The following is a 19,743-nucleotide window of genomic DNA, read 5'->3' on the forward strand; positions in this document are numbered from 1 at the left end:
TCCCGATCGGCGAAACGTGTGCCCGGGCCCGACGCTAGAAGCTGACGCCACGTGAGAGTCAACCGCGCCGAACCGTCTCCGGTCACGGTAGGTGACGACGACAACCCGGCCGTCCCCCCACGGAGGGATCTTCGGGTACGCCGGGTGGGGTAGCCGGTCGGGCGAGCGCTACGCCCCGGGACGGACCAGCCCCGACTCGTACGCCACCACCACGGCCTGCACCCGGTCGCGCAGCCCCAGCTTGGTGAGCACGTGCCCGACGTGCGTCTTGATCGTGGTCTCACTCACCGACAGGGCCCCCGCGATCTCGGCGTTGCACAACCCCCGGGCCACCTGCACCAGCACCTCACGCTCCCGCTCGGTGAGCGCGCTGAGCGCCTTCGGTGGCGTCGCCGCCGGGTCCGGCAGCAGGTCGGCGAAGCGGTCCAGCAGGCGTCGCAGGATCCGCGGCGCGACCACGGCGTCCCCGCCGGCCACCGTGCGGATCGCCGCCACCAGATCCTCCGCCGGTACGTCCTTGGCGAGGAAGCCGCTGGCGCCGGCGCGCAGCGCACCCACCACGTACTCGTCCAGGTCGAAGGTGGTGAGCATCAGCACCCGCACCGGGAGCCGGGCGTCGACGATCGCCCGGGTCGCCGCCACCCCGTCCATCCGCGGCATGCGGATGTCCATCAGCACCACGTCGGGCAGCAGCCGGCGCGACAGCTCCAGCGCCTCCACCCCGTCGCCGGCCTCGGCCACCACGTCCAGGTCACCGGCAGCGCCGAGCACCATCCGGAAGCCGGTACGCAGCAGCGGCTGGTCGTCGGCGAGCAGGATCCGCACCGGCCGCCCCGGGGCCACCCGATCGGTCATCTCGCCTCCCGTCCCGCCGCCGACGCCGTGCCGCCGCACCGGACATCCTCGCGCACACCGGGTCGCCGTCGACGCCCCTGCGCCGGTGCGTCGCGGACCACCGTAGAGGGCGCGGTGTCACCGCGTCCCGACCGTCGCGGGACCGGCGCCGTCGGGTCGGCGCGGAAGCCGGTGTGGTGCGGCCCGCCGATCTACTCGTCGGCGCCCGGGGCGGCCGGATTGGAACGGGCGTCGCGCAACGGGTCGCCGCCACCCGCCGTTACCGGGAACGGCGGCGGGGTGCCGCCGAACGTCGGGCACAGCGCCTGGTGACTGCACCAGTCGCAGAGCCGGCTCGGGCGGGGCCGGAAATCCTGCCGGGCGGTGGCCTGCTCGATGGCCCGCCACAGCGCCACCACCGTGCGCTCGAAGCGGACCAGCTCGTCGGCGTCCGGCGTGTAGTCCAACACCTCGGCGTCGCGCAGGTAGAGCAGCCGCAGCACCCGCGGCACCACCCCCCGGGTGCGCCACAGCACCAGCGCGTAGAACTTCAGCTGGAACAGCGCCCGCGCCTCGAACGCCTCGCGCGGCGCACCGCCGGTCTTGTAGTCGACCACCCGCAGCGCACCGTCCGGCGCGACGTCGAGCCGGTCGAGGTAGCCCCGGATGAGCAGCTCGTCGTCGACCACCGCCGAGATCAGGCTCTCTCGTTCGGCCGGCTCCAGCCGGGTCGGGTCCTCCACCGCGAAGTAGCCCTCTAGCAGCCCGGCGGCGGACCGGAGGAACTCCACCGGACCGGCCGGCTCGGCGCCGTCGAAGAGCCCGGCCAGCTCGGGCTGCTCGGTGACCAGCCGGTCCCACTGCGGTGCCACCAGGTCGCCGGCCGCGGTCGGTGTGCGGCCCTCGGCGGGCAGGTCGAACAGCCGCTCCAGCACCGCGTGCACCAGCGTGCCCCGGGCCTGCTCGACGGTGGGCCGCTCGGGCAGCCGGTCGATGCTGCGGAACCGGTAGAGCAGGGGGCAGGTCTTGAAATCCGCCGCCCGCGACGGGGACAGCGAGGCCCGCACCGTCGGCGGCACCTGCGCCGGGGGGGATGGCTGCTGGGTCGTCACCGGTTCCGCCGTCATGTCCGGAAGGTTAGGACACCGGTGTGACACCGCCCGCGCGGCGGGCACCCCGCGCGTCGGACGCCGTGCCGGCGTTGCGCCGCGCGGTCCGTAGCATCGTCGAGGTGGAGCAGACACCCCGGCCGGCGCGCCGGCCCGCCCGGCGCACCGCCCTCACCGTGGGCCGGGTGTTCGGGGTGCCGCTGCACCTCAACGGCTCGATGGTCCTGCTGACCGTGCTGGTGACCGTCCTGTACGCCGAGTTCGCCCGCCGGCAGCTCGACCTGTCGCAGGTCGCCGGCTACCTGATCGGCTTCGGCTTCGTGGTGTCGCTGCTCGGCTCGGTGCTGCTGCACGAGCTGGGCCACGCGCTGACCGCCCGCCGCTACGGCATCGGTGTGCGCGGGATCACGCTGGAACTGCTCGGCGGGTACACCGAGATGGACCGCGACGCCCCCACCCCCCGCGTCGACCTGCTGGTGTCGCTGGCCGGGCCGGCGGTCTCCGCGGTGCTCGGCGCGCTCGCGGTGGCCGCGACGCTGGCCCTGCCCGACGGCACCGTGGCCAACCAGTTGGCCTTCCAGCTCGCGGTGAGCAACGTCATCGTCGCGTTGTTCAACATCCTGCCCGGGCTGCCGCTGGACGGCGGCCGGGCGTTGCGGGCGGTGGTCTGGGGGCTGACCCGCGACCGGCACCGGGGCACCGAGGTCGCCGGCTGGGTCGGCCGGGCCGTCGCCGTGGGCACCGCCGCGCTGGTCCTGCTGCTCACCGTGGCCGACCTCCTGGCGCCGCTGGCGCTGCCGCTGATGCTCCTGGTCGCCGTGACGCTGTGGCGCGGAGCCGGGCAGTCCATCCGGGTCGCCCGGCTCAGCCGCCGCTTCCCGCTGATCGACCTGACCCGGCTGGCCCGCCCGGTCTGGCCGGTGACGACCGGCACCCCGCTGTCCGAGGCGCAGCGCCGGCGCGCCGAGAGCGGCCAGCCCGCCGCCGCGCTGCTGGTCACCGACTCCGCCGGCCGGCCGGTCGCGCTGGTCGACCCGGCCGCCGCCGAGGCGGTGCCGGTCGAGCGCCGGCCCTGGCTGGCCGTGGACGCGGTCGCCCGGTCACTGGCCACGCTCCCCGCGCTGCCGGTCGGGCTCGACGGGGAACGGGTGATGGAGGCCGTGCAGACCCACCCGGGCGCGCAGTACGTGGTGACCGCAGGCGAAGATGTCGTCGGCATTCTGCACATCGCCGATCTGGCGCAGCTCCTCGAACCCAAACGGAAGATGAACACGTGACCGCGACTCCCTCCGCCGCCCCGGCCGACACCGCCAACCCGGCCCTGACACCTGTGCACCGCGGGCCGTTCCGGCCCGGCGACCGGGTGCAGCTGACCGATCCCAAGGGGCGGATGCACACGGTCACCCTGGAGCCCGGCAAGGAGTTCCACACCCACCGCGGCATCCTCAAGCACGACGACCTGATCGGGCTGCCCGACGGCAGCGTGGTCACCACCTCCGGCGGCGGCACCGCGTTCCTCGCCCTGCGACCGCTGCTGTCGGACTACGTGCTCTCCATGCCGCGCGGCGCGCAGGTGATCTACCCGAAGGACTCGGCGCAGATCGTCGCGATGGGCGACATCTTCCCCGGCGCGAAGGTCCTGGAGGCCGGCGCCGGCTCCGGCGCGCTCAGCTGCTCGCTGCTGCGCGCCGTCGGCACCGAGGGCGAGCTGCACTCCTTCGAGCTGCGCGACGACTTCGCCCAGATCGCCAAGCGCAACGTCGAGGCGTTCTTCAACGGGCCCCACCCGGCGTGGAACCTGCACGTCGGTGACGTCGCCGCGTGCGAGGAGACCGGCTTCGACCGGATCATCCTGGACATGCTTACCCCCTGGGAGACCCTCGACATGGTCGAACGGGCGCTGGTGCCCGGCGGGGTCTTCATCGGCTACGTGGCCACCACACCGCAGCTGTCCGAGCTGGTGGAGGCGCTGCGCGAACGCGGCGGCTGGACCGAGCCGCGGGCCTGGGAGTCGCTGGTGCGCGACTGGCACGCCGAGGGGCTCGCCGTCCGCCCGGACCACCGGATGATCGCGCACACCGCGTTCCTGGTCTCCGCCCGCAAGCTCGCCCCCGGCGTCACCGCGCCGCCGCGGCGGCGCAAGCCGAGCAAGGGCACCGAGGCGTACGCGCAGCGTCGGCAGGTACTGCGCGAGGCGGAAGCGGCCCGGCAGGCGGCCGCGGCGCAGGCCGCAGATGCGGAATCCGACACGACGGGGGAGATGGACAGGCCGTGACCAACGAGCTGGACCCCGCAGCCGTGAACCGAGGGCGGCTCCGGTGAGCGGGCGGGCCGGCGTGGGCGCGCGGGTCGACACGGGCGGCACGCGCCCGGTCGGCGGCGCCGCCGACCGGGGGAGGGCGGCGGGATGAGCCAACCGGGCTACGGCGGCGGCGACCTGCCCGCCGTCTTTCCGGACTGGTCCCCGTACCAGGACCTGGAGTCGGCCGCGCGGGCCTACCTGCGCGACCCGGACGTCGCCCTGGACGCGCTCGGCGGGGTGCTGCGCGGCGCGTCGGTGCTCGGCTTCACCCTGGAACGCTTCGTCAACGAGGTGAACGGGGTGTGGCAGGAGGTCGTCGTCTGCGACGGCAGCCGGCTCATCCTCTGGCACGGTGAGGACGTGCCGCCGGGCGAGGGCCCGCCCGGCTCGATGACGTCCTCGCTGCGGGTGGTGCCGGTCTCCACGGTCACCGAGGTCGGTTGCCGGCGCCGGCTCACCCGCTCCGACAGCGGGGAGATCCGGGTCGACAGCATCGACGTCTACCTGCTGCTCTCCTCACTGGACGAGGCGCCGCCGAGCGAGGAGATGGCCGGCGCGCCGCGGCACGACGCGCTGCGTTTCGGCAAGACCCTGGACGACGGCGGCGCGGGGCAGATCGCCCGGCTGGAGGAGTTCGCCCGACTGGTCGCCTCGGTGGTCGGCCGTCCGATGCTCTGAGCCGTACCCCGGCTCGCCGCCCGTGGTCGGCGCCGGGGCGCTCAGCGCGCGGCGCCCGGCGTCGCGGTCGGGTCGGCGGCGGCGCTCAGTCCTCCGCCTCCGGGCCGGCCACCTCGACGCCGTCGCCGCGCACCACGTGGATGCACTCGCCGGGGCACTCCTTCGCGGAGTCGATCACCTCGAGCCGCAGGTGCTCGGGCACGTCGACCCGGCTGCCCGGCGCCATCCGCAGCTCACCGTCGGCGGCCTTGACGTACGCCAGCCCGTCGACGTCGAACTCGAACACCTCCGGCGCGTACTGCACGCAGAGCCCGTCACCCGTGCAGAGATCCTGGTCCACCCAGACCTGCAGCTGGTCGGTCGCGACCTCGGCCACCGGTGCACCCCCCATGTTCTCCCGTCCCACGCTCCGACGGTACCTGAACGCCGGTACCGGCCCGCCGGCCCACCCTTGGCGATCAAGGTTCGGTGACGAGGGTGTTGCGTGGGACCGAATCGGCCTCATAGCGGCTAGTGTTAGGGCAGAACGTTCAAGCCCCCGGGGAGGTGGGACGTGGCACGCAGCGACGACGCGGACTCGCGCGCCGCACGGTGGGAGAAGGAGGCCCACGATCTCTCCACGCAGGTCGCGTTCCTTCAAGAGGAACTCGCTCTGGTGCGGCGCAAGTTGACCGAAAGCCCCCGACACGTCCGGCAGCTCGAAGAGCGGCTGGCGGCCACCCAGGCACAGTTGGCGCGGCTGACCGAGAACAACGACCGGCTGGTGAGCACCCTCAAGGAGGCTCGCACGCAGATCGTGACGCTCAAGGAGGAGATCGACCGCCTCGCGCAACCGCCGAGTGGCTACGGCGTCTTTCTCGCGCGACACGACGACGGGACGGTGGACGTCTTCACCGGTGGCCGCAAGCTCCGGGTCGCCGTCTCGCCCTCGCTGGACGTGGAGGAGCTACGCCGCGGCCAGGAGGTCCTGCTCAACGACGCCCTCAACATCGTCGACGCGTTCGGCTACGAGCGGGTCGGCGAGGTCGTGATGCTCAAGGAGATCCTGGAAGGGCCGGGCGGAGCGCCGGGTGACCGCGCACTGGTGGTCTCCCACTCCGACGAGGAGCGCATCGTGCACCTCGCCGAGACGCTCATCGGTTCGGCGATCCGGGCCGGCGACTCGCTCATGATCGAGCCACGCTCGGCGTACGCCTACGAGCGGATCCCCAAGAGCGAGGTCGAGGAGCTGGTCCTGGAGGAGGTGCCCGACGTCGACTACACCGACATCGGTGGCCTCCAGGCGCAGATCGAGCAGATCCGCGACGCGGTGGAGCTGCCCTTCCTGCACGCGGACCTGTTCCGCGAGCACCAGCTCCGCCCACCCAAGGGCATCCTGCTCTACGGCCCGCCCGGCTGCGGCAAGACCCTGATCGCCAAGGCGGTGGCCAACTCGCTGGCCAAGAAGATCGCCGAGCGGCAGGGCAAGGAGAAGCACACCAGCTTCTTCCTCAACATCAAGGGCCCGGAGCTGCTCAACAAGTACGTCGGCGAGACCGAGCGGCACATCCGGCTGATCTTCCAGCGGGCTCGGGAGAAGGCCGGCGAGGGCACCCCGGTGATCGTGTTCTTCGACGAGATGGACTCGATCTTCCGGACCCGTGGTTCGGGCGTGTCCTCCGATGTGGAGAACACGATCGTCCCTCAGCTGCTCAGCGAGATCGACGGCGTGGAGGGTCTGGAGAACGTCATCGTCATCGGCGCCTCCAACCGGGAAGACATGATCGACCCGGCGATCCTGCGCCCCGGTCGGCTCGACGTGAAGATCAAGATCGAGCGTCCGGACGCCGAGGCGGCCAAGGACATCTTCTCCAAGTACATCCTCTCCGGGCTGCCCCTGCACCCGGACGACCTGGCCGAGCACGGCGGCGACCCCCAGGCCACCGTCGCGGCCATGATCGACGCCGTGGTGCTGCGGATGTACTCCGAGACCGAGGAGAACCGCTTCCTCGAGGTCACCTACGCCAACGGCGACAAGGAAGTCCTCTACTTCAAGGACTTCAACTCCGGCGCGATGATCCAGAACATCGTCGACCGGAGCAAGAAGATGGCCATCAAGGAGTTCCTCACCTCCGGTCGCAAGGGGCTGCGCCTGCAGCACCTGCTCGACGCCTGCGTCGACGAGTTCCGCGAGAACGAGGACCTGCCCAACACCACCAACCCCGACGACTGGGCCCGCATCTCCGGCAAGAAGGGCGAGCGGATCGTCTACATCCGCACACTCGTCTCCGGTGGCAAGGGCGCCGAGGCCGGCCGGTCCATCGAGACCGCCAGCAACACCGGCCAGTACCTCTGAGCCGACGGTAGGACCAACCGGAGCCCGGGACGCGCGACGCGTCCCGGGCTCCGCCCGTCCACGCCCCTGGCCGGCCCCTCGCTCACCCATCGACCGTCGCCCCGCCAGGACCCCGCAGCCACGCCCCTGGTCACCACCGTCGCGATGCTCGTCGCGCACCGACCCGCACCGACCGGCGTCGTCCCCGGCCACGGCGACGACACGTGACCCGGCTGCACCGCCAAGCCCCCGTGTCGCAGGAGGCGGACTACGCTCGACGTGACGGGGGACCGGGTCGGGCGAGCGAAGCGGGTAGGTCGATGAGCGTAAGACGGATCATGGGCACCGAGGTCGAGTACGGCATCTCCGTGCCCGGCCAGGCCGGGGCCAACCCGATGGTCACCTCGTCGCAGGTGGTCAATGCCTACGGTGCCCGTCCCGAGCTCAACCGGGGCGGTCGGGCGCGCTGGGACTACGAGGAGGAGTCGCCGCTGCGCGACGCCCGCGGCTTCACCTACTCCGGGGCCGCGTACGACCCCGCCGAGGCGCTGGCCGACGAGGACCTCGGGCTGGCCAACGTGATACTCACCAACGGCGCCCGGCTCTACGTCGACCACGCCCACCCCGAGTACTCCACACCCGAGGTGACCACCCCCCGCGACATCGTGCGCTGGGACAAGGCCGGCGAGCGGGTGATGGCCGAGGCGTCCCGCCGGGCCGCCACCATCCCCGGCAGCCAGCCGATCCACCTCTACAAGAACAACACCGACAACAAGGGCGCCAGCTACGGCGCCCACGAGAACTACCTGATGCGCCGCCAGACCCCGTTCGCCGACATCGTGGCGTACCTGACCCCGTTCTTCGTCACCCGGCAGATCTTCTGCGGGGCCGGCCGCGTCGGCATCGGCCAGGACGGCGGCCAGAGCGGCTTCCAGATCTCCCAGCGCGCCGACTTCTTCGAGGTCGAGGTGGGGCTGGAGACGACGCTCAAGCGCCCGATCATCAATACCCGCGACGAGCCGCACGCCGACGCCGACAAGTACCGCCGGCTGCACGTCATCATCGGCGACGCCAACCTCTCCGAGATCTCCACCTACCTCAAGGTCGGCACCACCGCCCTGATCCTCACCATGATCGAGGAGAAGGCGCTCGGCGCGGACCTGGGCATCGCCGACCCGGTCAGCGAGCTGCGCGCGGTCAGCCACGACCCGTCGCTCACCCACCGCATGCGGCTGCGCGACGGCCGCCGCCTCACCGCGCTGGACGTGCAGTGGGCGTACCTGGAGCGGGTGCGGTCCTTTGTCGACGACCGGTACGGCGCCGACGTCGACGAGCAGACCGCCGACGTGCTGGACCGCTGGGAGAGCGTGCTGGACCGGCTCGGCCGCGACCCGATGCTCTGCGCCGACGAGCTGGACTGGGTGGCCAAGCTGCGGCTGCTGGAGGGCTACCGGGAGCGGGAGAAGCTCGGCTGGGGCTCGCACAAGCTGCAACTGGTCGACCTGCAGTACTCCGACGTCCGGCCGGAGAAGGGCCTCTACCACCGGCTGGTCTCCCGGGGGTCGATGAAGACGCTGCTGACCGACGAGGAGACCCGCAGCGCGATGACCGAGCCGCCGGAGGACACCCGGGCCTACTTCCGGGGCCGCTGCCTCGCGCAGTACGCCTCCGAGGTGGTCGCCGCGAGCTGGGACTCCGTGATCTTCGACGTGGGCCGGGAGTCGCTGGTCCGGGTGCCGATGATGGAGCCGGAGCGGGGCACCCGCAAGCACGTCGGGGCGCTGTTCGACCGCTGCGCCAGTGCCAAGGACCTGCTGGAGACGTTGACCGGGGGCTGAGCCCCGGTCCAATTGCCCGCCGGGCGCCGCGAGCCGGCGCGCGGCGGGCTTTTCGTCGCTCCCGCGAGGTAAGTTCATCGCAGACGATCGTGGAGGAGGCAGCAATGGCCACTCGTGACAGCGGCGGTCAGTCGCAGTCCGGCAAGTCCCGGCAGGGCGAGGAGATCGAGGACGTCACCACCGAGGTCGACCCGGAGGTAGCCGAGCGGCACGCTGAGATCACCGAGGACGTCGACGACCTGCTCGACGAGATCGACTCCGTCCTGGAGGAGAACGCAGAGGAGTTCGTGAGGGGTTACGTGCAAAAAGGGGGAGAGTAGGGCATAGCTGGGCAAATCGGATATGCCTCGACCCCTGGATGACCGGGATGGCCACCGCCGCTGCCGCGACTGCGGCGAGTGGCTGCCTCTTGAGCAGTTCTGTGCCAGCAGCAAGCAGCCGGACGGTCGCGGCAGCTACTGCAAACCGTGCTTCAACGAGCGGTCGAAGGCCAGCTACGCGAAGCGCGTGAGGGAGCAACACGGCCGCGAGGTCCGGAAGGCGCGCGAGGTCCAGGAGGGACATCGGTTCTGCGCGGACTGCGAGTCGGCCAAGGCCCTGGCTGACTTCCCCCGTAACCGCTCGGACAGCACCGGCTACGGCACATACTGCAAGCCGTGCCACAACCTCCGGACCCGGAAGACCCAGCAGCGGCTCTACGGCGGCACGCGCGAGTACCACCTGAGACGGCGCTACGGCGTGGGGCACAAGGAGTTTGACGAGCTCCTGGCCGAGCAGGGCGGGGTCTGCGCGATCTGCGGCGGGGAAGATCCGCAACACCTGGACCACGATCATCGCACCGGATGGGTGCGCGGGATACTCTGCTTCAACTGCAACGGTGGTCTTGGCCAGTTCCGTGACAGTCCCACGAGGCTGGCCAGGGCGATCACGTACCTGAGAGGAACCACGTGGCAGCGGGTTTTGATCCATCCGGGCGTCTACCAGATGTGTTCACCAACGCGGGGACGTCCTCCTTCACCTCGTTCCTGAGCCGGGTGGCCCCCGAGATGCTGCCGGGCCGCCGGCCGCTGCCGCCGGGCATGGCCGCCGACCTCGCGCCGCACGCCACCACCATCGTGGCCATCTCGGCCGCCGGCGGCGTGGTGCTGGCGGGCGACCGGCGGGCCACCATGGGCAACCTGATCGCCCAGCGCGACATCGAGAAGGTGCACCCGGCCGACGCGTACTCGCTGGTCGGCATCGCCGGCACTGCGGGCATCGGCATCGAGCTGATGCGACTGTTCCAGGTGGAGCTGGAGCACTACGAGAAGATCGAGGGCGCGATGCTCTCGCTCGACGGCAAGGCTAACCGGCTGGCGTCGATGATCCGGGGCAACCTGGGCGCGGCCATGCAGGGGCTGGCGGTGGTCCCGCTCTTCGCCGGCTTCGACCTGGCGGCCAGCGACCCGGCGAAGGCCGGCCGGATCTTCAGCTTCGACGTGACCGGCGGCCCGTACGAGGAGACCGGTTACGACGCGATCGGCTCCGGGTCGCTCTTCGCCAAGTCCGCGCTGAAGAAGCGGTACCGGGCCGGCCTGTCCGTCGAGGACGCCACCCGGCTCGCGGTCGAGGCGCTCTACGACGCGGCCGACGACGACACCGCGACCGGCGGACCGGACCTGACCCGCCGGATCTACCCGGTGGTGATGACCGCGACCGCCGAGGGCACCCGCCGGCTCACCGACACCGAGACGGCGGCGATCGCCGAGGGCGTGGTCGCCGGCCGGATGGAGAACCCGGGCGGTTGAGCCGCGTTCACCCCCACCAGTCAGTCGTCAGCACAGCGCCGTAAGGAGAACCGCCGCCGTGGCAATGCAGTTCTACGCCTCGCCCGAACAGATCATGCGCGACCGCTCCGAGCTGGCCCGCAAGGGCATCGCCCGGGGGCGCAGCGCCGTGGTCCTGAGTTACTCCGGCGGGGTGCTCTTCGTCGCGGAGAACCTCTCCAGCGCCCTGCACAAGGTCAGCGAGATTTACGACCGGATCGGGTTCGCCGCCGTCGGCCGGTACAACGAGTTCGAGAACCTGCGCCGGGCCGGTGTGCGGATGGCGGACCTCAACGGGCTCAGCTACGACCGCCGTGACGTGACCGGTCGGGCGTTGGCGAACGCGTTCGCGCAGACGCTGGGCGCGATCTTCACCGAGCAGTCGAAGCCGTTCGAGGTGGAGATCTGCGTGGCGCAGGTGGGGGCGACCGCGGACGACGACGAGCTGTACCGGCTGACCTACGACGGTTCGGTGAACGACGAGCCGGGGCGGATGGCGATGGGCGGGCAGGCCGAGGCGATCACCGGCGTGCTGAAGTCCAACCACCGGCCGGACATGTCGCTCGGCGAGGCGGTGAAGGTGGCCGTCCAGGCGTTGAGCACCGTCGGCGGGGAGGGCGGTGCGGCCCGCACGATCGCCGCGAATCAGCTCGAGGTGGCGGTGCTGGACCGCCAGCGGGTCGGTCGCTCGTTCCGGCGGATCACCGGTGCCGCCCTGACGGCGCTGCTCGACGGCGACAGCGGCGCCGGTGACCGGCCGGCGGAACAGGCGGGCGGCCCGGGCACGGCGACGGTGCCGACCGAGCCGGCGCACAAGCCGACCAGTTCCGCTGGCTCCGCCGACCTGGAGGACCGGCCGGGCGAGGCCGACCGCTGAGAGTTCGTCACGGCTGCGCCGGGGGCACCGGGATCCGGTACCCCCGGCGCAGTGCCGTCAGCGGCGCCGGGGGAGCGGTACGGGAGGTCCGGGGTAGCCCGCGGCGAGGGCGGTGACCACGCTCCGGCCCGGCATGCCGCCGGTGCCGGTGGGCGGGTCATCCGGCCGGGTCGGCCTTCAGCGGCTCCCACCAGGCCCGGTTCTCCCGGTACCAGCGCACGGTCTCGGCGAGGCCGTGGTCCAGGTCGATACTCGGGGCGTACCCCAGCTCCTCGCGGATCCTGGTGGTGTCCAGCGAGTAGCGGCGGTCGTGGCCCTTGCGGTCGGCGACCGGCACGACGCGGTCCCAGCCGGCGTCGCACGCCTCCAGCAGCCGGCCGGTGAGTTCCCTGTTGGTCAGCTCGGTGCCGCCGGCGATGTGGTACACCTCGCCGGCACGGCCGTCCCGCTGCACCAGTGCGATGCCCCGGCAGTGGTCGTGCACGTGCAGCCAGTCGCGGACGTTGCCGCCGTCGCCGTAGAGCGGCACCGTACCGCCGTCGAGCAGGTTGGTGACGAACAGCGGGATGACCTTCTCCGGGAACTGGTACGGCCCGTAGGTGTTGGAGCCTCGGGTGACCACCACGTCCATGCCGTGGGTGCGGTGGTAGGCCAGGGCGAGCAGGTCCGAGCCGGCCTTGGAGGCCGAGTACGGCGAGCTGGGCGCCAGCGGCCGGTCCTCGGTCCAGGAGCCCTCGTCGATCGAGCCGTACACCTCGTCGGTGGAGACGTGTACGAAACGGCCGGTGCCGTGGCGCAGGGCGGCGTCCAGCAGCGTCTGGGTGCCCAGCACGTTGGTGGTCACGAACGGCGCGGCGCCGGTGATGGAGCGGTCCACGTGTGACTCGGCGGCGAAGTGCACGATCACGTCGTGGTCGGCGACGACCTGGTCGACCAGCTCGGGGTCGCAGATGTCGCCCCGCACGAACCGCAGCCGCGGGTCGTGGCGTACCGGATCGAGGTTGGCCGGGTTGCCCGAGTAGGTCAGCTTGTCGAGCACGGTCACGGTGGCCGGTTCGAGCGCGGGCACGCCCGCGGCGGCGCCCAGGGGCCTGCCGAGCAGCAGGCGGACGTACTCCGAGCCGATGAACCCGGCTCCGCCGGTGACGAGGACCCTCACGTGTCCGGAAGCGTACGCGACAGGGGCGGTGCTGCGGTCGGCCGGACGGAATGTCGCGCTCGGCCGGTATGTGACCGCCCCCGGAGTACGAGCTGTGGTGTGACAGTGACAAACGGGGCCTCCGGGCGGCTAATGTCACACCATGGAGCGGCGAATCTTCGGCCTCGAGACCGAGTACGGCGTCACCTGCACCTACCGCGGGCAGCGGCGGCTGTCGCCGGACGAGGTCGCGCGGTACCTCTTCCGTCGCGTGGTGTCCTGGGGGCGGTCCAGCAACGTTTTCCTGCGCAACGGGGCCCGGCTCTACCTGGATGTCGGGTCGCACCCTGAGTACGCCACCCCGGAGTGCGACTCGGTCACCGACCTGGTGGCCCACGACCGTGCCGGCGAGCGGATCCTGGAGGGCCTGCTCGTCGACGCGGAGAAGCGGCTGCACGATGAGGGCATCGCGGGTGAGATCTACCTGTTCAAGAACAACACCGATTCGGCCGGCAACTCCTACGGCTGTCACGAGAACTACCTCGTCTCCCGGCACGGCGAGTTCGGCCGGCTGGCCGACGTGCTCATTCCGTTCCTGGTCACCCGGCAGCTGATCTGTGGCGCCGGCAAGGTGCTGCAGACCCCGCGCGGCGCCGTCTACTGCCTGTCGCAGCGCGCCGAGCACATCTGGGAGGGCGTCTCCTCGGCGACGACCCGCAGCCGACCGATCATCAACACCCGCGACGAGCCGCACGCCGACGCCGAGCGCTACCGGCGGCTGCACGTGATCGTCGGCGACTCCAACATGAACGAGGTCACCACGCTGCTCAAGGTCGGCACCGCCGACATCGTGCTGCGGATGATTGAGGCCGGTGTGGTGATGCGTGACCTGTCGCTGGAGAACCCGATCCGGGCGATCCGCGAGGTGTCGCACGACATCACCGGCCGGCGTAAGGTGCGGCTGGCCTCCGGCAAGGAGGTCAGCGCCCTGGAGATCCAGCAGGAGTACCTGTCCAAGGCGACCGAGTTCGTGGAGCGCCGCGGCGGCGACCAGGCCGCCAAGCGGGTCGTCGAGCTGTGGGGCCGGGTGCTGAGCGCGGTGGAGACCGGCGACCTGGAGCCGGTGTCCCGGGAGATCGACTGGGTCAGCAAGTTGCGGCTGATCGAGCGCTACCAGCGCAAGCACGACCTGCCGCTGTCGCATCCCCGGGTTGCGCAGATGGACCTGGCCTACCACGACGTGCGGCGCGGCCGTGGCCTCTACGGGCTGCTGGAGCGCCGCGGTGAGGTGGACCGGGTGGCCACCGACCCGGAGATCTTCGAGGCCAAGGAGACGCCCCCGCAGACCACCCGGGCGCGGCTGCGCGGTGAGTTCATCCGGCACGCCCAGGAGAAGCGGCGCGACTTCACCGTCGACTGGGTGCACCTGAAGCTCAACGACCAGGCGCAGCGCACCGTGCTCTGCAAGGACCCGTTCCGGGCGTACGACGAGCGGGTGGAGCGGTTGATCGCCAGCATGTGACCTCCCCGGGTCGGCTCCGGCGGTGCTGTCCGCCGCCGGGGTCGACCGGCCCGGTAGGCTGGGCGCGCCATGACGACATCCGGACCTTCCGACCGCTCCGAGCGCGGCGCCGAGCGGCAGAACTGGGTAGAGCGCCGCAGGGAAAAGATTCGCTCCGAGATCGAGCGAAACCGGCGCGGCGAGTACACCGTGCCGACCTGGGTGCTGGCCGTCGCGCTGCTGCTCATCGTCGGCGGCTGGCTCGCGCTGATCTTCCTCGCCTGAGCCCCGCAGGCTCATCCTTCCCCACCCGCCGGCCGCCTGCCGTCGGGTCTCGCCCGCTGCTCCGATCGTCGGCGTTGATGCCCTCGCCGAGCGTAGGTTGGATCGCAGCGCAGCGCCGGAGGAGGGGAGGCGGGAGCCATGCCCGACCCCGTGCTGCGCGGCATCCATCACCTGAAGCTGCCGGTGTCCGACCTCGAGGCGAGCCTGGCGTGGTGGCAGCGGGCGGTCGACGCCGAGCGCCTCGACGCCCTCGACCACCGGGACGTCGACGGTGAGCTGTTCGCGGTCGAGTTGCGCATCCCGGGCGTCGACGTGCAGGTGGAGCTGCGGCTGAACCCCGAGCGTGCGCCGGATCTGCGCAACTTCGACCCGATCACGTTCCTGATCGGCTCACAACAGGACGCGGCGGATCTCGCGCGCCGGTTGGACCGGTAGGGGATCGCCAACTCCGGGGTGCTGCGCGGGATCGGCGGCTGGCTGGTCGTGGCGCACACCCCCGACAAGCTGTCGGTGCGCTTCTACACCACCGAGACGCACGAGTGGGACATGGCAGGTGTCTCCACGAGTTCCTGGCTGAGCACCGACCGGAGCTGACCGCACCGGTATGTCGGGGTGACGGCGGTCAGCCAGCCAGGGCTGCCGCGTGCCGGCCGGCGGCGGCCGCCGCCAGGAAGTAGGCGTGGTCGCCGTCGAGTGGCCGTCCCATCGTCGACAGCGGGACCGGACTGCCGCGCAGCGCGGCGTCCAGCCGGTCGACCGGCACGGTGACGATCCGGTGTCGCCGTGCCACCGGGGCGAGCGCCGCGTCCACCTCGGTGGCCAGCGCCGGGTCCAGACCGTCGGGCACCACCAGGTCCGCCGGGGCCAGCGCCACCCGGCCGTACGCGGTGAGGCTGTGGTGTGACACGCCGCGATGGCGGGGGCGGGGTTCGGCGTCGGAGATGCGCAGCGAGCCGACAGGCCGACCGCCGAGCGTGGCGATCGCGTTGACCGCCTCGCCGACGGCCACGCCGGAGAAGCCCCAGCGGGTGCCGGTGCCGAGGTTGCCTGGCCCCTGGGCGACGACGGCCACGTCCGCGCCGAGCACGTGCCGGGCGGCGAGCAGCCCACTGTGCAGGGTGCTGGCCTCCAGGTCGCCGCCGAACGCCTGCCCGACGCTGATCGTGCCGACGAGTCGGTCGGCGAGTCCGGCGAGGGTGCGGGAGAACCAGGCGGGCAGCGCCCCGCCGTCGGTGAGCAGGTACGCCACCCGGGCCTGCGGGGCGTCGGCGTGGATCCCGGCGAGGATCGCCGGCAGGGCGGAGTGCAGGTCGGCGGTGACCACCGGCATGCCGTCCAGGCTCTCCGCGCCGGCGAGCAGTTCGTGGTGCGGGGAGGCCTCCTCGTCGACGCCGAGCAGGATCGGCTGCAACGGGGTGTAGCGGGCCTTCACCAGGTGCCCGGCGTCGCGGGTGTCGAGGGCGGCGGGCGGGTCCGGTGGCAGTCGGTCCGGCAGCGCCACCACCAGGGCGTACCCGCCGGTGCCCAGCCCCATCAGCAGCGCGCCAGCGTTGAGCAGCACCCGGTCGCCGGGCTCGGGCGTGCCGACCAGCTCGGGGTAGGCCAGCGCCCGCATGCTCGTCCCGTCGGGAAGGTCGACGTCGAGCTCCACCGCCCCGGTCCACTGCCGTCGCAGCGCCGCCACCGTTCCCGCCCGCCATCGCACCATGACGGGCACGCTAGCGGCGCGGGCCCGCACCGCCGCGCCCGGGTGGTCGGCCGTGACCCGGCCCGCGCCCGGTGGTCCGGCGCGCGCGACCCGGTACGCGCCGCTTCGCCGTCAGGACACCGTCCGCCGCTGCTCGCGATGCGGCTCAGGACCCGGTGGGGTCGCCGCCCGCGTCGGGGCTCGGGGCGGCCTGGGTGTCCCGGGCGTGACCACTGGCGCCGGGCATCGAGCGGGTGGGGTCGAGGAAGAGGTAGCGGATCTCCGGGTACCGCCCGGTGAGCCGCCGCTCGGCCTCGTCGGCGGTGGCCTCGATGGCCGCGCCGGTGGCCTGGTCGCGGAAGTCGACCTTGGCGGCGACCAGGATGTCGTCCGGGCCGAGCTGCATGGTCAGCAGTGTGTCGATCCGCTCCACCTCGGGCAGCCCGGCCAGGTCCCGCTCGATCTCGCGGCGCAGCCGCTCTGGGATCGCCCGGCCGACCAGCAGCGACAGGTTGGTGGCGGCGAGGATCCCGGCGACCACCAGCAGCAGGACGCCGATCAGGATCGACGCGACGCCGTCCCACACCTCGTCGCCGGTGGCCTGGGACAGGCCGACACCGAGCGCCGCCAGCAGCAGACCGGTCAGGGCCGCGCTGTCCTCCAGGAAGACCGCCTTCACGGTGGTGTCGGCGGTGAACCGCAGGAACCGCCGGGGCGTGGTCCTCCAGCGCCGGGACTCGCCGCGGACCTGCCGGATGACCCGGGCCAGCGAGACCGACTCGATGGCGAAGGACACCGCCAGCACGATGTACGAGACCAGGTAGTTGCCGCGGTGCTCGTGCACCAGGATGGTCGTGACGCCGTGGGTGATGGCGAAACCGGCGCCGGCGACGAAGGTGAACAGGGCGGCGAAGAACGCCCAGACGTAGCTCTCCTTGCCGTACCCGAACGGGTGCCGGGTGTCCGCGGGCCGGGCGCCCCGCCGCAGCGCCATGTAGAGCAGTACCTCGGTGGTGGTGTCGGCGACCGAGTGCGCCGCCTCGGAGAGCATGGCGGCCGACCCGGAGATCAGCCCGGCCACCAGCTTGGCCGCGGCGATGGCGAGGTTGGCGGCGCCGGCCACAACGACGGTGCCGACGCTCTCGGTCTTGACCTCCGGCTGCGCCATGAGGATCACCCTATGGCGACCCCTCGGTGACGCGCCCGGCGAGCGGTGCGGACCTGCCGGGCCCGGCGCGAATCCGAACAGGTGTGCGGCACGCCCGCGTGGGTGCACGTCCCGGGCGCGCCGGCTGCTAGCGTCTACCCGTGTCGCGGACCCGCACCGAACGCCTGGTCAACCTGGTGATCTGCCTGCTGTCCACGCGACGGTTCCTGACCGCCGCGCAGATCGCCGCGACCGTGCCCGGCTATGAGCACGATCCGGACGACGCGAAGGACCACGAGGCGTTCCAGCGCAAGTTCGAGCGGGACAAGGCCGAGCTGCGTGAGCTGGGCGTGCCGCTGGAGACGGGCACGGCCAGCGTCTTCGACGCCGAGCCCGGCTACCGGATCGCGCACCGTGAGTACGCGCTGCCCGACATTCCCCTCGAGCCGGACGAGGCCGCCGCCGTCGGCATCGCGGCCCGGCTGTGGCAGCACGCCGGCCTGGCCGCCGCCGCTTCCTCGGGGCTGGCCAAGCTGCGCGCCGCCGGTGTGGACGTGGACCCGCAGGCAACCCTGGGTCTGGAGCCGATGGTCACGGTCGACCCGGCGTTCGCGCCGCTGACCGCCGCCGCCCGGGACCGCCGCGAGGTTGGTTTCGACTACCGGGTACCCGACCGGGACGCGCCCAGCCGGCGACGGCTGCAGCCGTGGGGTGTCGTGTGCTGGCGCGGCCGGTGGTACGTGGTCGGCCACGACCTGGACCGCGACGCCACCCGCTGCTTCCGGCTGTCCCGAGTGGTCGGCCAGGTCCGGGTGACCGGCGAGTCGGGTGCCTACGAACCGCCGGCCGGCGTCGACCTGATCAGCCACGTGGCCCGCTGGTCCGGCCCGGTGGAGCGCACCGGCCGGGCCACCGTGCTGGCCGCCCCCGGGCGGGCCGCCGGACTGCGCCGCTGGGCGGTGCAGGTCACCGCCGGCTCCGACGGCGACCGGCTGGTCCTGCCGTACGCCGACCCGGACAGCTTCGCCGGGCACCTCGTCGGGTACGGCCCAGACGTGCGGGTGCTCGACCCACCGGAGGTCCGCGAGGCGGTCATCCAACGGCTCAAGGAGATCGCCACCCGGCACGATGAGCTGGCCGGCGCCGGAGGTGCCCGGTGACCCGCCCGGCCGCCCGGGGCGGCTCACGTACCTCCGCCGACCGCCTGGCGCGGCTGCTCAACCTGGTGCCGTACCTGCTGGCCCGCCCGGGAATCGAGATCGCCGAGGCCGCCGGCGACCTGGGTGTCACCGAGCGGCAGCTACGCGAGGACCTGGAGCTGCTCTGGGTGTGCGGGCTGCCCGGTTACGGCCCCGGTGACCTGATCGACATGGCCTTCGACGGCGACCGCGTGACGATCACCTACGACGCCGGCATCGACCGGCCACTGCGGCTCACCCCCGACGAGGCCCTGGCCCTGGTGGTGGCGCTGCGGATGCTCGCGGAGACGCCCGGGGTGGCCAACCGCGAGGCCGTGGAACGGGCCCTGGCCAAGATCGAGGACGCGGCCGGTGATCTGGTGGGCGCTCCGGTGGCGGTCCGGCTGCCGGGGGACACCAGGCAGGTGGAGGCGCTGCGCGCCGCCGTCGAGGGCGGTCGTGCGCTGCGGATCACCTACTACACCGCGGCCCGGGACGAGACCACCGAGCGGACGATCGACCCGCTGCGGATGCTGATGGTGGGCGGCCGGGCGTACGTGGAGGCGTGGTGCCGCCGCGCCGAGGCGGTCCGGTTGTTCCGGGCCGACCGGATCGACGCCGTCGCCGAGCTGGACGAGCCGGCTGTGGTGCCGCCGCAGGCGCGCCCGCACGACCTCACTGAGGGCGTGTTCCGGCCGTCGGCCGACCTGCCGCTGATCACGCTGCGGATCGGTCGGGGCGAGCGGTGGATCACCGAGTACTACCCCTGTGAGCGGGTGGAGGCCGGCGACGGCGACCAGTGGCTGGTCTCGCTGCGGGTCACCGACCTGGGCTGGGCCCGCCGCTTCGTGCTCGGCCTCGGCCCGGAGGTCAGCGTGGTGTCCCCGGTCGAGCTGGCCGAGCAGGTCCGGGCGACGGCCGCCGCGGCGCTGGAGGCGTACGCCGTGCCGGCCCCGACCGTGGCGTCCGACCCGATCGGGTCAGACGGCGCGGAACCGCCCACCGGGGCACCGTCGGCCGACCCGGCGGTGGCCGGGCAACCCCGGTAGG

At 72.4% G+C, this 19,743-nt stretch carries 21 protein-coding genes; 15 read left to right on the forward strand and 6 right to left on the reverse strand.

Annotation, left to right across the window (positions count from 1 at the left end; translation table 11 throughout):
• Positions 1–168: 168 nt before the first annotated feature.
• Both ACFOW4_RS05045 and ACFOW4_RS05050 read right to left on the reverse strand, forming a co-directional pair.
• Positions 169–855 (reverse strand): response regulator, encoded by a 687-nt coding sequence (locus ACFOW4_RS05045; protein WP_377524953.1) that lies wholly within the window; start codon positions 853–855, stop codon positions 169–171.
• Positions 856–1,046: 191 nt separating this feature from the next.
• Entirely contained in the window at positions 1,047–1,961 is a 915-nt protein-coding gene (locus ACFOW4_RS05050) for a RecB family exonuclease (protein WP_377524954.1), read from the reverse strand.
• A 167-nt stretch (positions 1,962–2,128) separates the two neighbouring features.
• On the opposite strand from ACFOW4_RS05050, the gene ACFOW4_RS05055 reads away from it, so the two are divergent.
• The 3 genes from ACFOW4_RS05055 (at position 2,129) to ACFOW4_RS05065 (ending at position 4,923) form a co-directional block, all read left to right on the forward strand.
• Complete coding sequence (locus ACFOW4_RS05055; protein WP_377525213.1) at positions 2,129–3,220, forward strand: M50 family metallopeptidase; 1,092 nt, start codon at positions 2,129–2,131, stop codon at positions 3,218–3,220.
• Positions 3,217–4,218, forward strand: coding sequence for a tRNA (adenine-N1)-methyltransferase (locus tag ACFOW4_RS05060; protein WP_377524956.1), 1,002 nt, complete (start codon positions 3,217–3,219; stop codon positions 4,216–4,218). Before ACFOW4_RS05055 ends, ACFOW4_RS05060 begins: the two co-directional genes overlap by 4 nt.
• Before the next feature lie 132 nt (positions 4,219–4,350).
• The gene (locus tag ACFOW4_RS05065; protein ID WP_377524957.1) at positions 4,351–4,923 is read left to right on the forward strand and encodes a hypothetical protein; all 573 of its coding nucleotides are present in this window, start codon (positions 4,351–4,353) and stop codon (positions 4,921–4,923) included.
• 85 nt (positions 4,924–5,008) lie between these two features.
• Here ACFOW4_RS05065 and ACFOW4_RS05070 read toward each other — a convergent pair whose 3' ends face one another.
• A complete protein-coding gene (locus ACFOW4_RS05070) occupies positions 5,009–5,299 on the reverse strand; it encodes a ferredoxin (RefSeq protein WP_377525215.1) in 291 nt (96 codons plus the stop codon).
• A gap of 177 nt (positions 5,300–5,476) precedes the next feature.
• Between ACFOW4_RS05070 and arc the strand changes: the two genes are divergently transcribed.
• From arc to prcA, 6 genes are all read left to right on the forward strand, one after another.
• The gene (arc, locus tag ACFOW4_RS05075; protein ID WP_377524959.1) at positions 5,477–7,258 is read left to right on the forward strand and encodes a proteasome ATPase; all 1,782 of its coding nucleotides are present in this window, start codon (positions 5,477–5,479) and stop codon (positions 7,256–7,258) included.
• 299 nt (positions 7,259–7,557) lie between these two features.
• On the forward strand, positions 7,558–9,075 hold the full coding sequence (gene dop, locus ACFOW4_RS05080) for a depupylase/deamidase Dop (RefSeq protein WP_377524960.1): 1,518 nt from the start codon (positions 7,558–7,560) through the stop codon (positions 9,073–9,075).
• A gap of 104 nt (positions 9,076–9,179) precedes the next feature.
• Positions 9,180–9,395, forward strand: a complete 216-nt coding sequence (locus ACFOW4_RS05085) for a ubiquitin-like protein Pup (protein ID WP_377524962.1) — start codon at positions 9,180–9,182, stop codon at positions 9,393–9,395.
• Between the two features lie 22 nt (positions 9,396–9,417).
• Entirely contained in the window at positions 9,418–10,104 is a 687-nt protein-coding gene (locus ACFOW4_RS05090; protein ID WP_377524964.1) for an endonuclease VII domain-containing protein, read from the forward strand.
• Positions 10,023–10,862: a proteasome subunit beta gene (gene prcB / locus ACFOW4_RS05095; RefSeq protein WP_377524966.1), complete on the forward strand. Its 840-nt coding sequence runs from the start codon at positions 10,023–10,025 to the stop codon at positions 10,860–10,862. Before ACFOW4_RS05090 ends, prcB begins: the two co-directional genes overlap by 82 nt.
• A 58-nt stretch (positions 10,863–10,920) precedes the next feature.
• Complete coding sequence (gene prcA / locus ACFOW4_RS05100) at positions 10,921–11,757, forward strand: proteasome subunit alpha (RefSeq protein ID WP_377524968.1); 837 nt, start codon at positions 10,921–10,923, stop codon at positions 11,755–11,757.
• 157 nt (positions 11,758–11,914) lie between these two features.
• Here the strand turns inward: prcA and rfbB are convergent, their stop codons facing one another.
• Positions 11,915–12,916 carry a dTDP-glucose 4,6-dehydratase gene (gene rfbB, locus ACFOW4_RS05105; protein ID WP_377524970.1) on the reverse strand — a complete coding sequence of 334 codons (1,002 nt, stop codon included), beginning with the start codon at positions 12,914–12,916 and terminating at the stop codon, positions 11,915–11,917.
• A gap of 142 nt (positions 12,917–13,058) precedes the next feature.
• Here rfbB and pafA point away from each other — a divergent pair, with 142 nt between their 5' ends.
• The 4 genes from pafA (at position 13,059) to ACFOW4_RS05125 (ending at position 15,275) form a co-directional block, all read left to right on the forward strand.
• Positions 13,059–14,417, forward strand: coding sequence for a Pup--protein ligase (pafA, locus tag ACFOW4_RS05110; protein WP_377524971.1), 1,359 nt, complete (start codon positions 13,059–13,061; stop codon positions 14,415–14,417).
• Positions 14,418–14,486: 69 nt separating this feature from the next.
• A complete protein-coding gene (locus ACFOW4_RS05115; protein ID WP_377524973.1) occupies positions 14,487–14,681 on the forward strand; it encodes a hypothetical protein in 195 nt (64 codons plus the stop codon).
• A 138-nt stretch (positions 14,682–14,819) separates the two neighbouring features.
• Complete coding sequence (locus ACFOW4_RS05120; RefSeq protein ID WP_377524974.1) at positions 14,820–15,116, forward strand: VOC family protein; 297 nt, start codon at positions 14,820–14,822, stop codon at positions 15,114–15,116.
• Positions 15,117–15,134: 18 nt separating this feature from the next.
• Positions 15,135–15,275 (forward strand): hypothetical protein, encoded by a 141-nt coding sequence (locus tag ACFOW4_RS05125; protein WP_377524977.1) that lies wholly within the window; start codon positions 15,135–15,137, stop codon positions 15,273–15,275.
• A 28-nt stretch (positions 15,276–15,303) separates the two neighbouring features.
• Here the strand turns inward: ACFOW4_RS05125 and ACFOW4_RS05130 are convergent, their stop codons facing one another.
• Entirely contained in the window at positions 15,304–16,389 is a 1,086-nt protein-coding gene (locus tag ACFOW4_RS05130) for a DUF3866 family protein (RefSeq protein WP_377524978.1), read from the reverse strand.
• Positions 16,390–16,534: 145 nt separating this feature from the next.
• Complete coding sequence (locus tag ACFOW4_RS05135) at positions 16,535–17,536, reverse strand: cation diffusion facilitator family transporter (RefSeq protein ID WP_377524980.1); 1,002 nt, start codon at positions 17,534–17,536, stop codon at positions 16,535–16,537.
• A gap of 140 nt (positions 17,537–17,676) precedes the next feature.
• Here ACFOW4_RS05135 and ACFOW4_RS05140 point away from each other — a divergent pair, with 140 nt between their 5' ends.
• Positions 17,677–18,675 (forward strand): helix-turn-helix transcriptional regulator, encoded by a 999-nt coding sequence (locus tag ACFOW4_RS05140; protein WP_377524981.1) that lies wholly within the window; start codon positions 17,677–17,679, stop codon positions 18,673–18,675.
• On the forward strand, positions 18,672–19,742 hold the full coding sequence (locus tag ACFOW4_RS05145; RefSeq protein ID WP_377524983.1) for a helix-turn-helix transcriptional regulator: 1,071 nt from the start codon (positions 18,672–18,674) through the stop codon (positions 19,740–19,742). The genes ACFOW4_RS05140 and ACFOW4_RS05145 overlap by 4 nt, the downstream gene beginning before the upstream one ends.
• Position 19,743 lies beyond the last annotated feature (1 nt).

Origin of the sequence: Micromonospora sp. GCM10011542 (assembly GCF_042650685.1) — a bacterium.
GTDB lineage: Bacteria > Actinomycetota > Actinomycetes > Mycobacteriales > Micromonosporaceae > Micromonospora.